A 15,014-nucleotide genomic window follows, 5' to 3' on the forward strand; every position below is an offset into this window, starting at 1 on the left:
GGGCGGCGCCGATCAATCCTTGATGACGGAGATATCCGGAGCGTCGACAGCCTTCATACCGACGACATGGTAGCCGCTGTCGGCGTGGTGGACTTCACCCGTGACCGAGCGCGACAGGTCGGACAGCATGTAGAGGCCGACATCGCCCACTTCCTCGATGGTGACGGTGCGACGCAGCGGTGCGTTGTACTCGTTCCACTTCAGGATATAGCGGAAATCGCCAATACCGGAGGCGGCCAGCGTCTTGATCGGGCCGGCAGAGATCGCGTTGACGCGAATGTTCTTCGGACCGAGGTCGACCGCCAAATACTTGACGCTCGCTTCGAGCGCAGCCTTGGCGACACCCATGACGTTGTAGTTCGGCATGACCTTCTCGGCGCCGTAGTAGGTCAGCGTCAGCATCGAGCCACCGTCCGTCATCAGCTTTTCAGCGCGACGGGCAACCGAGGTGAAGGAATAGACCGAGATCTGCATCGTCTTGGCGAAGTTTTCCGGCGACGTGTCGACGTAGCGTCCGGTCAATTCGTCCTTGTCGGAGAAGCCGATCGCGTGAACGACGAAGTCGATCTTGCCCCAATGCTTTTCAAGCGTAGAGAAAACCTCATCGATGGAGGCTTCGTCGCTGACGTCGCAGTGGCCCGCCATGAAGCCGTCGATTTCCGCCAAGAGCGGCTCGACGCGCTTCTTCAGTGCATCGCCCTGATAGGTAAGCGCAACTTCGCCGCCTTGGGCATGGATGGCCTTTGCGATCCCCCATGCGATCGAACGATTATTCGCGACGCCCATGATGACGCCACGCTTGCCCTTCATCAAACCCGATGCCTGAGCCATGCATTGTCCCCAATACTGTCTGCCGGCATCGACGACGGCCGACGCCAGACTTCACAAAATTCAAAAACGCCAGACCGGCGCTGTCGGCGCACGTGCGGCAAATTGTCGAGAATTGCCTATGGCATAGCCGCCCCGGTGGTTCAAGCGCGGCCGAGATCAGGAACTGTTAGTCCCCGTAATATTGGTTCAGCGTGTCAACAATCCGTCACAAATAAAGGCCGTCGCGCAGCGATTTCATCAGGTCGGTGACCTTGTCGTCCGGCGTGTCGCGCAAGACGAGCCGCAATTCGACCAGCAGATCGCCGCGCGCGCCATAGGCACCCGGCAGCCCGAAGCCTTCGATGCGGATGACCTTGTCGGAGCCGGACCAGGCCGGGACCACGACCGTCACCTCGCCGACCGGCGTGGCGATGACATGCTCGCAGCCCAGGACGGCGCTCTGCAGATCGACGGGCAACGTCGTCAACAGGTCCAGCCCATTGGTGCGGAAGGAACCGCTCTGGTCGACACGCAGGGTGACGACGACATCGCCGCGCGTCATGCCGGTGACGCGGTACCCCTGCTCTGCCAGGCGGACCGTCTGTCCGTCGACGGCACCCGGCGGTATCTGGACCTTGACGGTTTCACCATCGGGCAATTCCAGGGACAGGCGTTGACGATCGATCAGATCCTGGATGGTCACAGTCAGATCGACAGAGAGATCAGGAACCTTATCGGCGGTCTTGGCCGCCCGGCCACGAATACGCCTGACGATGGCAGCGACGAGTTCCGCGGCCGGTGCTGCGGCGCGCTGCATCAGCGGCGGCTCCGTCTTGGCGACCGCCTCCTGCTTCGGCTCGCTGGCGGGTTCAGGCTTCGGCTCGGGAGCCACAGCGGGTCTTTCCGGGGCCTTCGTCGCAGCCGGCTTCGGGGCAGGCTTGGCGGTTCTTGCACGCGTCTCCGTGCCAAAAATCTGCGAGACCGCCTCCTCGGCGGTTTCCGCGTCGACCGGCTGCTCCTCCGGCTCTGAGCCGCGCAGCTTCGCCTTCATCGCCTCCATGCGGCGCAGCTCGGCTTCACGCCGGGCATAGTCGTAGCGGCTTCTCAGCTTCGGGTCGCGCAGCAGCTCATAGGCCTTGCCGGCCTCGGCGAAGCGTTCGGCGGCTGTCGGGTCGTCCTGGTTGTGGTCGGGATGGATCGCCTTGGCGACCGAGCGCCACGCCGCCTTGATTTCGTCCTGACCGGCCGTGCGCCGGACGCCGAGGATTGCATAGGGATCACGCATGGCTTGCTACCATTTTCTCTGATCGGCGGCCTCTCCCGGATGCCCGCCTTATGCCTCAAAACCGGGGACCAAGCGTAAGGATGGCATGTCCCGTTCACGGGCGAGGATGGGCAGAACTTGCTAAATATCGGTTAGCCGAGAGGAACGGCGGACCAGTTCAAAACGCAGATCGAGCCGTTCCTGCTGTGGTTTGCCGAAATGTGGTTAACACAGGATTTCAGGCACGCGGGCCGAAGCTGGTGAGGTACCACTCTCCATCGCCGAGCTGGCAGGTGCTGCCGTCGAACTTGGCGATGCCCTCATAGGAGTGGCGGGTCGTGGTGAACCGGCGGCAAAGCATGCCGCTGGCATTGTCTTCCTGAATGCTGCTGATGACGCCGGCGCTGCCGGAAGACGAATTGGCCCAGGGAATAGGGTTGAGCGACCCCTGCCCGAGTTCGGCTGAGGTGACCGCGTTGCGAACCAGGACCGCATCGGAAAGGCCATCGGAGGTCTTGGCAACGGGAACGGTGCCTGTCGAAACCGTGCGATCGACGCCGCTGCCGAACATGTCGAAGCCGGCTCCCATGCAACCAGACAGGATGAGCACTGGCAGGCAAATTGCCGCGCCACGCATCACTGAGAAGGAATACCCCTTCTTGCCATCGATCCACTTTGCTATGTCTTGCACGGCAATCCTGTCAGACTCGCAAGAGCCGCACGTTTCCCGAGGAAGTCAACAAGCAGGCTCTGACATTTTCGATGCGGAAACACCGATCGGGCTCATCCCGAAGCGTTTCCGCGCCAGACATCACGGCGTTAGAAGGCAATATGGCGGTGAATGAGTTAACAAGCGGTGACTTCACGGAAGCAAATGAGCCCTTTTCCCTTTTCGGCACATGGCTGAAAGACGCGGAAGGCAGCGAGATCAACGACCCGAACGCCGTGGCGCTGGCGACCGTCGACCCCGATGGACTGCCGAATGTGCGCATGGTTCTGCTCAAGGATTTCGACGAACGCGGCTTCGTCTTCTACACCAATTTCGAGAGCCAGAAGGGCCGCGAAATTCTCAGCTCCCGGAAGGCCGCCATGTGTTTTCACTGGAAGTCGCTCCGGCGCCAGGTGCGGGTGCGCGGACCCGTCGAAATCGTCTCGGAGGCCGAGGCGGACGAGTATTTCAAGTCGCGCCCACGCGGCAGCCGCATCGGCGCCTGGGCGTCGAAACAGTCCCGCCCGCTCGAAAGCCGCTTCGCGCTCGAAAAGGCGGTTGCCGAATTTACCGCCCGCCATGCGCTCGGCGAAATCCCCCGTCCGGAATACTGGTCCGGCTTTCGCATCCGTCCGACCTCGATCGAGTTCTGGCACGACCGGCCGTTCCGGCTGCACGACCGCCTGGAGTTTCGCCGCGATGTACCCGAAGGCGGCTGGGAAAAGGTGCGGATGTACCCCTGACGGGCGATCCCCCCGCTGTGGCTAACCGCGGGCGAGCCGAAACGGAATCCCCGAGGCGAGCGCCGAGACATAACGGGCGCGCTGGAAGTGGCCGTTGAGCGAAATGCGCGGCAAGGCATGCAACGCCGCCGCCTCCGCTATTGTGCCCGGCATGGTGGTGACGGCGATCGTAAACCCCAGATCGGCGACAAGCCTGTGATCGCGCGGCGAGACAGCCGGGCGATCACCGTAGGGATAGGCAAAGCTGCGCGGTCTCTTGCCCGCAATCGCTTCGATGCGGGCGGCGGACGCCTCGATCTCTTGGACGGCATGATCTTCGCTGAGCCGCGCGACCGCGCGGTGACTGATCGTGTGCGCCCCGAGGCTGGCGAGCGGACTTTCACTGAGGCAACGGAGACCGGTTTCATCAAGCGTCAGCGCTTTGGCGATCGCCGCAGCATCGATCCCATGCTCCAGTGCCGACGCGTCGAGCGCGGCGACGGCAGAGCTTTCATCACGGCTGTGGATATAGCCGGCCATGCGGCCAAACACCGCCTGCTTGTCCGCGGCGCTTTCAACCTCCAGCACCTCTACGCCGCTACCGAAATCGAACCGGAACCGGCTTGTTGCTGACAGCAGGTCGGCCAGCGTTTCCCACCAGAGCGTATGTGTGCGGTCGACGAACCCGCCGGTCACGAAAACGGTGAACGGTATGCCGTGCCGCGTGAAGACTGGCAGGGCATGGTCGAGATTGTTGCGGTAACCGTCGTCGAGGGTGAAGCAGGCGAAGGGCGCATTGTCCTTGTCGACAAGCGCCGTCGGCAGGTCGTCGAGCGCGATGAAGCGATAGCCGCCCCGCTTCAACTGGGCGATCGCCGTATCGAGAAACTCCGGGGTGATTTCGAGATGAGCGTTCGGATCAAAAGCACGAGCAACCGGCGGCCGGACGTGATGCAGGGTGAAGATGGCGCCGCGTCCGCGCGCATCCGCCATCAGGCCGGCGCGGCTTAGACCGCCTGCCAGCTCGAGCCCGCCGGCGATCGCCGCGCGTCGCGTCCTCGTCTTGATGCCTGCCGTGATACCGCCCGCCATATCAGTCCATTCAATCCAGCCCTATCGGCTGCTGCACAAGTCTCTTGATCAACATTGCTTCAAGGGAAAGGTGTTGCAGCGTCCTTTGCGCGTCAGATCTGGCGCGCCACCATGGAGGTTAACGGCGCGAGCGTTAAACCTTGCTGAAGGACGGTGGCGTTAATTTTTGGTTTACCACCCCGACGAAAGTCGCAGGGAAAAAGCGCATTCTGCCTCAAAGTTGCAGCAAAGACACGGCCTTGTCGCAAAACGACACAGCTGTGGGCCTGCCCGACGGCGCATTTCGATGGGGACCGACATGAAAACTATCCGCCGCCTCCTGCTGGCGATGTGCGCCCTCGCGTTGGGGTCTGCGACGGCATTTGCCGGGAGCGCTTCGTTGGTGCTCGATGCACGCACGGGCAAGGTCCTGTCGTCGGAAAATGCGGATACGCTGAACCACCCGGCATCGCTCACCAAGATGATGACGCTGTATCTCACCTTCGAGGCGCTTCGGCGCGGCGAGATCAGCTGGGACAGCAAGATCAAGGTGTCGAAGGCGGCGGCCGCCAAGCCGCCGATGAAGCTGGGCTTGAAGCCTGGCAGCACGATCACCGTGCGCGAGGCGGTCTATGGCATGATCGTTCGTTCGGCCAACGACGCAGCCGCCGCGATGAGCGAAAAGCTCGGCGGTTCGGAGCAGAACTTCGCCAGGAAAATGACCGCCAAGGCCCGCCAGCTGGGCATGAGCCGCACGGTGTTCATCAACGCATCCGGTCTGCCCGCAAGCAAGCAGGTGACGACCGCACGCGATATGTCGACGCTGGCGGTGGCGCTGATGCGCGACTACCCTAGGGAATACCGGCTGTTTTCCACGCCGAGCTTTACGTTCCGCGGTCGCAAGATCCGCGGGCACAACAATCTGATGTACCGCTATGACGGCATGGACGGGATCAAGACCGGCTACACCAATGCCTCGGGCTTCAATCTGGTCAGCGCCGTCAGGGACGGCAACCGCCGCGTCATCGGCGTCGTGATGGGCGGGCGCACGGCGCGCAGCCGCGACGACAAGATGGCGGCCCTGCTGAACCGCCATGTCGGCAAGGCGTCCAACGGCCGCCAGTTCGTGGCCGCATCCAAGACGCGCAGCACGACTGCAGTCGAGGTCGTGTCCGCCGCAACGATGTCGGACGTACCGCTACCCTATACGGCGCCGCATCGCGCCAAAGGCGACAGCGTTGCGGCATTGATTGCAGCGTCATCAGCAGCGATCGTCCCGGCCGAGCGGCCGACGGCCATGGTCGAAGTCGAAACCAGCGCCGCCGTTCCAGCCGCCGGCCGCTGGCAGATCCAGATCTCGGCGGCACCATCGGCCGAGGCCGCCCGTGCGCTACTGGCACAGGCGCAAATGGTCGGTGGTGACATGCTGGCGGAAGCCTCTCCCTATACGGAAGCGGTCGGCAAAGGTGCCGGCACCGTCTATCGCGCCCGCTTCGTCGGCTTCAGCAGCCGCGACGCGGCAGCCTCCGCCTGCGAGAGGCTGAAGAAGCGTTCCTACGACTGCATGCTGCTGCCCGCGCGAGGCTAACGGAGGGCCACGCGGAGAACGCCATCGGCGTTAGGCCTGCGTGCCGCCCACGGTGATCTGGTCCATGCGCAGATGCGGCTGGCCGACGCCGACCGGCACCCACTGCCCGGCCTTGCCGCAATTGCCGATGCCGGTGTCGAGCTTGGTGTCGTTGCCGACCATCGTCACGCGCTTCATTGCATCGGGGCCATTGCCGATCAGCATCGCGCCCTTGACCGGCGCGCCGATCTTGCCGTTCTCGATTATGTAGGCCTCGGTGCAGCCGAAGACGAACTTGCCGGAGGTGATGTCCACCTGGCCGCCGCCGAAGGAGACGGCATAGATGCCTCTTTTCACCGAGGCGATGATTTCCTCAGGCGTCCGGTCGCCGGACAGCATGTAGGTGTTGGTCATGCGCGGCATCGGCACGTGGGCATAACCCTGGCGCCGGCCGTTGCCGGTCGGCTGCATGCCCATCAGGCGGGCGTTCTGGCGATCCTGCATGTAGCCGACGAGCTTGCCGTCCTCGATCAGCACGTTGTAGCCCGATGGCGTGCCCTCATCGTCGATCGAGATCGAGCCGCGACGCGCCTCGATCGTGCCGTCGTCGACGACGGTGACGCCCCTTGCAGCGACCTGTTCGCCGAGCAAACCGGCAAAGGCCGAGGTCTTCTTGCGGTTGAAGTCGCCTTCAAGGCCGTGGCCGACGGCTTCGTGCAGCATCACGCCCGGCCAGCCCGAGGCCAGCACCACGTCCATGGTGCCGGCCGGCGCGTCGATCGCATCCAGATTGACGAGCGCCTGGCGCAGCGCCTCGTCGGCGCCCTTCTTCCAGTTTTCCTCGGTGATGAAGTCGCCGAAGCCGCGACGCCCGCCGATGCCGTAGGAGCCGCTTTCCTGGCGGTCGCCATCGCCGGCGACCACCGAGATGTTGATGCGCGTCATCGGCCTGATGTCCTGAACCCGGTGGCCGTCGGCGCGCAGGATATCGACGAGCTGCCAGCTCGCGGCGATCGAGGCCGTCACCTGCCGGACCTTGGGGTCGCTCGCGCGCAGATAGGCGTCGATTTCCTGCAGGAGCGCGACCTTCGCCTCGAAGCTCGGCGCGCCGATCGGGTTCTCGTCGCCATAGAGCTTCTTGTTGGTGCGTTGCGGCGCCGCCGCATAGGAGCCTGCATGACCGCGCGTCACCTGGCCGACAGCATCCGCCGCACGGCGAAGTGCGGCCAACGACAATTCGCCGGCGTGCGCATAGCCGACAGATTCGCCCGCAACGGCGCGCAGCCCAAACCCCTGATCGGTGTTGAAGCTGCCGCCCTTCAGGCGGCCGTTGTCGAAGGAGAGCACTTCGGCCTGGGCATGCTCGAGAAACAGTTCGCCATCGTCGGCGCCGGCAAGCGTCTCCGACAGAACCTTGCGGATCGCCGCCTCGTCGGCATCGAAGAGGCTCATCAGATCGGTGTTCATGGTCGTGCGCTCCCGCGTCATAAAATTCGTTGGCCTTCATTTAGGAAGGCCAGGGGTTCAAGCCAAGGGAAATCTCGATCAGGCGAGCGAAGCGTTCCAGCCATCGAGGCGTTCGATACGCTCGACGCCGGCGAAGCGGGCGACGCGTTCGAGTTCCGCGTCGATCCGCTCCATGCGACCGGACGACGGCTTGATCCCGCGCTCGAGCCAGAGCCGACGCACGTCGAGGCTGCCACGCTTGCGATCGGCCTTCATGTCGATGCGGCCGATCAGGCGGTCGCCCTCGATCAGCGGGAAGACATAATAGCCATATTCCCGCTTCGGCTCGGGCACGAAGATCTCGATGCGATAGAAGAAACCGAACAGCCGCTCGGTGCGATTGCGGTCACGCAGCAAAGGATCGAACGGGCTCAGAACACGCACGCGGCCCGGCGGGTCGGGAATGTCGCCAAGTCCGTCGGGAGGGCCGGCAAGCGTATAGGACGACCGTGGCTTGCCGCCGTCGATCGGCTCGATCGACACATCGATCAGTTCGTCGCGATGTTCCGCCACCCAGCTCTTCGCCTCGTCCGGAGAGACCAGATCCCAGAAGGCAGCGATCTCGCCATGGGTAGCAAAGCCGAGACGCTCGAGCGCGCTGCGGCAGGCCCAGTCGATGAACTCGTGATGCTCCACCTCGCCATCCCAGTGATGCGGCGGGATCACCCGCTCGGTCAGGTCGTAGACCTTCTGGAAATTCTCGCGCCGGGCAATGGCTAGTCTGCCGGTGCGCCACAGCACCTCAAGCGCAGTCTTCGACGGATGCCAGTTCCACCAGCCGCCGGACTCGTGCTCGGCTTCCTTGAGATCGCGGGCAAGCACCGGCCCGCCCTTGGCGATGCGCTCATAGGTTTCGTCGCAGCCTTTCTCAAAGCCTTCGCCACGCCATTTGCTCCAGCGGTCGACGATGGTCTCGCCTTCCCATTTGAAGCGGTGTTTCCAGTAGCGAAAGAAGCTGCTGGGGATGATGGAGGCGTCATGGGTCCAGTGCTCGAACAGCTCGCGATCGTCTTCGAGCAGCGATGTCAGATGTTCGCGACGATAGGTCTGGTTGCGCGCGAACAGGATCTGGTGATGGGCGCGTTCCACCGTGGCGATGCTGTCGACCTGGACGAAGCCGATGTCGTGGATCAGCTTCAGCAGACCATCCTTGCCTAGCGCGCGGTGCGGCGCGCCGGAAAGCCCCTGCTTTGCGAGAAAGATGCGCCGGGCATCGCTATTGGAAAGCCGAATCGTCATGACGGAAAGAATAGGCTTTTATTCCCATATTTCAAACTGAAGCTTGATTCAAACTGCATTGCCCTTGTCCGCCGACTTGGCCTATAGAGCAAACCGCAAACCGCGAGGGACGGGATGGACATCCGCTTTACCGATTGCTCGGTCCGCTTCGGCGAACGGGTGGCTCTGCAGCCGCTGACGCTGACGATCACCGAAAGGCGCGTCGGCATCATCGGCCTCAACGGCTCCGGCAAGACGACCTTCGCCCGGCTGATCAACGGCCTCGTCAAACCCTCGCTCGGCAGCGTTACCGTCAACGGCCTCGATACGGTCAAGGACGAGCGTGCCGTGCTTTCCGAAGCCGGCTTCATCTTCCAGAATCCGCAGCACCAGCTGATCATGCCCGTCGTTGCCGACGACATCGGCTTCGGCCTGAAGAATCGCGGCCTCAAGGGCGAGGAGATCGAGAAGCGGACGCAAGCCGTGCTGTTGCGCTTTGGCGTCGAGCACCTGGCGCGGCGGCGCGTGCACGAACTCTCCGGCGGCGAGACCCAGCTGATCGCCATGGCCAGCGTCGTCGTCACGGATCCGAAGATCCTGATCCTCGACGAACCGACCAACCAGCTCGACCTGCGCAATCGGCGGCGCGTCGCCGACAAGATCGCGACGCTGGACGAAGATACGCTCGTCATCACTCACGACCTGCCGCTGGTCGAGAATGTCGAGCGCCTGCTGCTCTTCCACGAGGGGCGGCTTGCCGCGGATGGCGCGCCGCAAGAAACGATCCGCCATTATCATGAGATCGCCGGATGCTGACGAGCCTGCACATCGAGGGCAACAGCTGGCTGCACCGCCTTCCGGTGCGCGCGAAGCTTTTGGCACTGGTGGCGCTCAGCATTCTGCTTTTCCTCAGCGGCTCGCTCCTTGTGCAACTGACGGCGTTTGTGATTTCGGGTGGGCTCTATCTCTCGGCCGGCCTTTCCTGGCGCGAGGCGCTGAAACGCGTCGGCTTCGTCTTCTTCACGATCTTCTTCCTCGCGGCCGTGAACCTCTTCCTCCTCCCCTTGAGCGAAGTGGCCGTGCTGACCCTGCGGCTGATGGCGCTGGTGCTTTTTGCAGCAGCGGTAACGGCGACGACGACCATCGGCGCTTTCATGGACGAGATCACGGTGCTGCTGACGCCTTTCGAACGCCTGGGATGGGTGCGTGCCGCCGATGTCAGCCTGGCGCTCGGGCTCGTGCTGCGCTTTGTGCCCGACATTTTTTCGCGCTACCAGGCCATTCGCGAAGCGCACCGGGCGCGCGGGCTGCCGGTGCGGCCGTTGACGATCATCGGGCCGCTGATCATCCTGACGCTCAAAGATGCGGATACGATCGCTGCAGCGATTGACGCCCGTGGTTTTCGCCGTCAATAAATTCGCACACCCTAATAAACAAGGAACAGGAACAGCATGAACACCAGAGACCTCGTCCTTATCGCTCTCTTTGCCGCGATCGTCGTCGTGCTCGGCCTCATTCCGCCGATCACGCTCGGCTTCATTCCCGTGCCGATCACCGCACAGTCCATGGGCGTTATGCTCGCCGGCTGCATTCTCGGCGCCAAGCGCGGCGCTTTCGCCTTCCTCCTGTTCCTTCTGCTCGTCGCCATCGGCCTGCCGGTGCTATCAGGCGGTCGTGGCGGTCTTGCCGTGTTTGCCGGCCCGTCCGGCGGCTTTATCCTCGGCTGGGTCGTTGCCACTTTCGTCACCGGCCTGATTGCGCAGCGCTTCGTCCGTGAGGGCCAGCCGGAAGTCCGCCAGTTCGTCGGCTTCTTCCTCGCCTCCGTCATCGGCGGCATCATCGTGCTTTACGCGATCGGCATGCCCTGGGTATCGGCCGTCACCGGAGCGCCACTCCTGACCGTCGCCACCGGTTCGCTCGCTTTCCTTCCCGGCGACCTGCTGAAGGCCGCGATCGCGACGCTTGCCGCACGGGCCGTCTTCGCCGGCTATCCGCTGCTGCCGGTTCGCGCCTGAACCGATGCCCTTTGCCGCCGCCCTTGCGCGCCACGCGGAACAAAATCCACATGCCCCGGCCTTCCGCATGGAGGGCCGGGTTTTCACATTCCGGGAGCTTATGCATTGCGCGGGCCAGCTCGTTTCCGCCTTCGGGAGGCTGACGGCAAATACCCGGAATAAAAGCGTGCTGCCTGGCACCACCACGCTGATCGCTCTGGAGATCGGCAACCATCCCCTTTTCGCCGCAGCATTCGTCGCTGCAACATCAGGCGGTCATTGCGTGGCTTTGATCGATCCGCACCTGCCGGACGCAACGCGTCAAGCCATGCGTGAGTTGCTGCGGCCCGACATCGTCGTTCGCGCCGACGGCGGCGGGCTGCGGCTCGACGCCACCGCTGCCGGCCAAGGCATGTTTTTCACCGCCGTATCAAGCGAAGACATTGCGCCGATCGCCATCGGCGCCGATGACGAGCCGTTTCTCGTCGTCTTCACCTCCGGCACCACGGGCATGCCGAAAGCGATCGTCCGCGATCGCGGATCCTGGCGACGCAGCCTGAAGACCGGGCAGGACTTTTTTAGCCTCGACAGTGACACGTGCACCTTTGCTCCCGGCCCGCTGGCCCACGGGCTGACTCTCTATGCGCTTGCCGAAACGCTGGTTGTCGGCGCCGAGTTCGTCGGCATGGCGCATTTCGATGCGGCACGCGCGTCCGAGATCATCGCCTCGCAGGACGTCAGGCGGCTCATACTCGTGCCGACGATGCTGAGACGGTTCTCTGCATTACCTTCGCATAACGCACTGACGTCGGTGCAGAAGATCACCGTTGCCGGTGCCAAGCTGACACCGGCCGATCGCGCAGCAGCGGCAAGAACATTTCCCCAGACTGACATTATCGAATATTACGGTGCCTCTGAACTCGGTTTCATCAGCGTCGCCGGCGCTGGCGACACCGCGTCGGCGACCGCCGTCGGACGCGCCTTTCCCGGCGTCGGCCTCACCGTGCTCGACGAGAGCGGAACGATGCTGCCACCAGGCGAAACCGGCACGATCTTCGTCGACAGCGACCTGATTTCGAACGGCTATATCGGTGCCGGGGATGGTGCGGGGCTCAGGCGCGTCGGCAGGCTCGCAACCGTCGGCGACCTCGGGTTCCTCGATGCCGATGGCACATTGCATCTCGTCGGTCGCTCCGGCGGCATGGTGCTTTCCGGCAGCAACAACATCTACCCGCAGGAGGTCGAGGCGACGCTCGCCGGGCATGCCGATGTGCATGCGGCCTTTGTTCTCGGGCTTGATCATCCCGACCTCGGCAGCGAGCTCGTCGCCGTTATCGAACCGAATGCTGCTACAATCGACCGTGCCGCACTCGACCGTCATCTGGATAACCATCTGCCGCGCTATAAACATCCCCGTCGAATCTGGCTTTGTCGCACCTTGCCGATGACACAATCTGGTAAGGTGGCGGCCGGCACCCTCAAGCAATGGATTGTGGACGGACATGACGCCCTTGAGCCCTTCGTCTGACCCATCGCGCATCCCGGTGATCGTCGCGGCCCTGCGCACGCCTGTTGGACGCGTGCGCGGCGTGCTCGCGGAAATCGAACCGGCACGGCTCGCGGCACCACTGATCAGCCGGATCCTTAGGGATGTCGACCTGGCGGCGGATGCGATCGATGACGTCATCCTCGGCAACGCCGCCAACTGCGCCGGCAATCTCGGGCGGCTCGCAGCGCTCGAAGCCAGGCTTCCGGTATCGACGCCCGGCCTTACCATCGACAGGCAATGCGGTGCCGGTCTCGAAGCCATCACGCTTGCCGCCAGGCTCATTCAGTCGGGCGCCGGACGCTTCTACCTCGCCGGCGGAACCGAGAGCGCCAGCCGCGCCCATATTCGCCTGAGGCCGCCGACGACCCCCGGTGAAGACCCTCAACCGATCAAGCGCTCACGCATGGCGCCGGACGAGATCGGCGACCCTGACATGGGCGTTGCCGCTGAAAATGTCGCCACAGCCTGCGGCATTTCCCGCGAAAGACAGGATGCGTTTGCACTCGAAAGCCAGCGCCGCGCCGTCGCCGCCCAGCTCGCCGGGCGGTTCTCGCGCGAAATCGTGCCGATCGAAACCACGGCCGGCACCATCGACTCGGACGAATGCCCGCGCGCCAATGCCTCCCTCGAAACTCTGCAGCGGCTGAAACCCGTCTTCGTCAAGGACGGCACGGTGACGGCCGGCAATGCCTGCCCGATCAATGACGGTGCGGCGATGGTTCTGGTGACCAGCCTTGCCGAAGCGCGCCGCCTGGGGCTTTCCTTCGCGCTCGAATTCGTCGACGCGGCGACCGCGGGCGTGCACCCAGATCTGCTCGGGCTCGGTCCGGTTCCGGCGATGGACAAGCTGAAGGCGCGCAATCCGGCGCTCGATGTCGACGCGATCGACTTCATCGAGTTCAATGAAGCCTTTGCCTCGCAGGTGCTCGGCAGTCTCGATCAACTCGACATTTCACCGGAGCGGGTCAATCTCGATGGCGGCGCCATTGCGCTCGGCCACCCCTATGGCGCGTCCGGCGCGATCCTCGTGGTGCGGCTTTTTACGCAGATGCTGGTTGTCCCGCAGGAAACGCAGGCCCTTGCGATGATGGGCATCGGCGGCGGCATGGGCAGCGTGGCGCTGTTCCGCAGCCTGCGGCTCAGCGAATAGTTTCCTGGTGGTTCAGAGAATGTAGCTGCCGAGCCATTCTCGGGTTGCAGCCGGCACCGGCAGCGGCGTGTGCCGCTCGCGATCGACGGCGACCCAGACGATCTCGAGCTCGGCCGCAAGCTGCCCGGCCGCCTCGACGCGCACGGCAAAGCTGACCGAGCTTCCGCCAATCTTGGCGACAGTGACGATGAAGCGCGCCGGCTCATCATAGCGCAAGCCCCGATGGAAGACGCAGGCCGAGCGGCGAACGAGATAGGCAGGCTCATGCACGACCGACGGTCGATGCCGCCAGAGGTGGGAAAGTGCCGCTTCGGCATGGGCATAGTAGGCGGCATTGTGCATGTGGCCATGCATGTCTATATCGCGAAACGGAATGCGGATTTCCGTGACGTTGTCCCTCTCCCTGCCGTCCATGCGAGGTCCTCTTAGAATGCGCTCCACCCTCGTTAGCCAGTTCGGCGATCCGCGACAAGTGATTGCGCTCGTCGATGCCGAGCGCGTTCCGCCCGGGCCCGGCGAGGTCGAGGTCGCCCTTTCCTTTTCGGCCATCAATCCCTCCGACCTCATTCCGGTCACCGGTGCCTACAGTGCCCGCACCACCCTGCCCTTCGTGCCCGGCTTCGAAGGCGTCGGCACAATTGCCCGCGTCGGCACCGGCGTCGAGACCTTGAAGCCCGGCGATCGGGTGATCCCGATCGGCGCGAGCGGCCTTTGGCAGGAATATCTGGTGCGCCCTGCCGAATGGTGCTTTGCGGTGCCTGACGATGTCGACGACCGGCAGGCGGCAACCAGCTACGTCAATCCGCTGACGGCAATTCGGCTCATCGAAGCGCTCAGGGCCCATTTCGGATCGATGGCCGGTCGCAGGATCGGCGTGACCGCCGCGGGCTCGGCCATAGGCGGCATGCTGATGAAGCTCTTAGCAGGCGAAGGCGCAAGGCCGGTCGGGATCGTTCGCAGCGAACGCAGCGCCGTGCGGCTGGCTTCCGACGCCGTGGGCGAAATCGTCGTCGCCGATGCGGGGCATGTCCCTTCGACCCTTGCCTTCGACGCCATTCTCGACGCAGTCGGCGGCCGGTTTGCCGGCGACCTCATCGGCCAAACGCTCCTGCCCGGCGCTGCGTTCATCCAGTATGGCGCCTTGAGCGGCGTGCCCGTGCCGATACCGGCGATCCAGGCGCGGCCGGATGTGCGCTTCTCCTTCCTGTGGTTGAGAACCTGGGTGCACGCCGCCGGACGGCAGGCCATCGAAGAGGCCTTCGCGCAGAGTTTTGCCGGTTTTCGCTCCGGTATTTTTTCGAGCCGCATTGCGCTGATCTATCCGCTCAGCCGCCTCGATGAGGCCCTGGCGCATCAAGAGGACCCGCATCGCGACGGCAAGCTGCTCATCGATACGCGCTGTTGAAAATCGGCACTTTCCCTTCGACGCGCCATGGACCTTGGCAGGCTGGAGC

General features: G+C 63.8%; 15 protein-coding genes. 8 read left to right on the forward strand and 7 right to left on the reverse strand.

The features are described from left to right. Window positions 1–12 precede the first annotated feature (12 nt). From fabI to BC360_RS12620, 3 genes are all read right to left on the reverse strand, one after another. A complete protein-coding gene (fabI, locus tag BC360_RS12610) occupies window positions 13–831 on the reverse strand; it encodes an enoyl-ACP reductase FabI (RefSeq protein ID WP_065782679.1) in 819 nt (272 codons plus the stop codon). Window positions 832–1,036: 205 nt separating this feature from the next. Next, entirely contained in the window at window positions 1,037–2,095 is a 1,059-nt protein-coding gene (locus BC360_RS12615; protein ID WP_065795400.1) for a DnaJ C-terminal domain-containing protein, read from the reverse strand. Window positions 2,096–2,312: 217 nt separating this feature from the next. Beyond that, on the reverse strand, window positions 2,313–2,765 hold the full coding sequence (locus BC360_RS12620; protein ID WP_065795401.1) for an RT0821/Lpp0805 family surface protein: 453 nt from the start codon (window positions 2,763–2,765) through the stop codon (window positions 2,313–2,315). Between the two features lie 140 nt (window positions 2,766–2,905). On the opposite strand from BC360_RS12620, the gene pdxH reads away from it, so the two are divergent. Then, the gene (pdxH, locus tag BC360_RS12625) at window positions 2,906–3,526 is read left to right on the forward strand and encodes a pyridoxamine 5'-phosphate oxidase (RefSeq protein WP_065782683.1); all 621 of its coding nucleotides are present in this window, start codon (window positions 2,906–2,908) and stop codon (window positions 3,524–3,526) included. A 21-nt stretch (window positions 3,527–3,547) separates the two neighbouring features. Here pdxH and BC360_RS12630 read toward each other — a convergent pair whose 3' ends face one another. Then, entirely contained in the window at window positions 3,548–4,597 is a 1,050-nt protein-coding gene (locus BC360_RS12630; RefSeq protein ID WP_065795402.1) for a polysaccharide deacetylase family protein, read from the reverse strand. A gap of 307 nt (window positions 4,598–4,904) precedes the next feature. On the opposite strand from BC360_RS12630, the gene BC360_RS12635 reads away from it, so the two are divergent. Next, window positions 4,905–6,164 (forward strand): D-alanyl-D-alanine carboxypeptidase, encoded by a 1,260-nt coding sequence (locus BC360_RS12635; protein WP_208858178.1) that lies wholly within the window; start codon window positions 4,905–4,907, stop codon window positions 6,162–6,164. A 30-nt stretch (window positions 6,165–6,194) separates the two neighbouring features. Here BC360_RS12635 and tldD read toward each other — a convergent pair whose 3' ends face one another. Both tldD and BC360_RS12645 read right to left on the reverse strand, forming a co-directional pair. Beyond that, entirely contained in the window at window positions 6,195–7,610 is a 1,416-nt protein-coding gene (tldD, locus tag BC360_RS12640) for a metalloprotease TldD (protein ID WP_065795592.1), read from the reverse strand. A 78-nt stretch (window positions 7,611–7,688) separates the two neighbouring features. Next, complete coding sequence (locus BC360_RS12645) at window positions 7,689–8,888, reverse strand: winged helix-turn-helix domain-containing protein (protein ID WP_065795403.1); 1,200 nt, start codon at window positions 8,886–8,888, stop codon at window positions 7,689–7,691. Between the two features lie 114 nt (window positions 8,889–9,002). Here BC360_RS12645 and BC360_RS12650 point away from each other — a divergent pair, with 114 nt between their 5' ends. From BC360_RS12650 to BC360_RS12670, 5 genes are read left to right on the forward strand one after another with little or no spacing between them, the layout of a single operon-like run. Beyond that, complete coding sequence (locus BC360_RS12650) at window positions 9,003–9,683, forward strand: energy-coupling factor ABC transporter ATP-binding protein (RefSeq protein WP_065795404.1); 681 nt, start codon at window positions 9,003–9,005, stop codon at window positions 9,681–9,683. After that, window positions 9,677–10,282 carry an energy-coupling factor transporter transmembrane component T family protein gene (locus tag BC360_RS12655; RefSeq protein WP_083222532.1) on the forward strand — a complete coding sequence of 202 codons (606 nt, stop codon included), beginning with the start codon at window positions 9,677–9,679 and terminating at the stop codon, window positions 10,280–10,282. Before BC360_RS12650 ends, BC360_RS12655 begins: the two co-directional genes overlap by 7 nt. Window positions 10,283–10,318: 36 nt before the next feature. Further along, window positions 10,319–10,882 (forward strand): biotin transporter BioY, encoded by a 564-nt coding sequence (locus BC360_RS12660; protein WP_065795405.1) that lies wholly within the window; start codon window positions 10,319–10,321, stop codon window positions 10,880–10,882. Window positions 10,883–10,886: 4 nt separating this feature from the next. Further along, window positions 10,887–12,389 carry a class I adenylate-forming enzyme family protein gene (locus BC360_RS12665; protein WP_065795406.1) on the forward strand — a complete coding sequence of 501 codons (1,503 nt, stop codon included), beginning with the start codon at window positions 10,887–10,889 and terminating at the stop codon, window positions 12,387–12,389. Further along, window positions 12,373–13,560 (forward strand): thiolase family protein, encoded by a 1,188-nt coding sequence (locus BC360_RS12670; RefSeq protein WP_065795594.1) that lies wholly within the window; start codon window positions 12,373–12,375, stop codon window positions 13,558–13,560. The genes BC360_RS12665 and BC360_RS12670 overlap by 17 nt, the downstream gene beginning before the upstream one ends. A 12-nt stretch (window positions 13,561–13,572) precedes the next feature. On the opposite strand, the gene BC360_RS12675 is transcribed toward BC360_RS12670, so the two are convergent. Next, window positions 13,573–13,974 carry an acyl-CoA thioesterase gene (locus BC360_RS12675; protein ID WP_065782695.1) on the reverse strand — a complete coding sequence of 134 codons (402 nt, stop codon included), beginning with the start codon at window positions 13,972–13,974 and terminating at the stop codon, window positions 13,573–13,575. A 16-nt stretch (window positions 13,975–13,990) separates the two neighbouring features. On the opposite strand from BC360_RS12675, the gene BC360_RS12680 reads away from it, so the two are divergent. After that, entirely contained in the window at window positions 13,991–14,965 is a 975-nt protein-coding gene (locus BC360_RS12680) for a zinc-dependent alcohol dehydrogenase family protein (protein ID WP_065795407.1), read from the forward strand. The last annotated feature ends 49 nt before the right edge of the window (window positions 14,966–15,014 follow it).

Source organism: Ensifer sp. LC163 (genome assembly GCF_001695855.1).
Lineage (GTDB): Bacteria > Pseudomonadota > Alphaproteobacteria > Rhizobiales > Rhizobiaceae > Ensifer.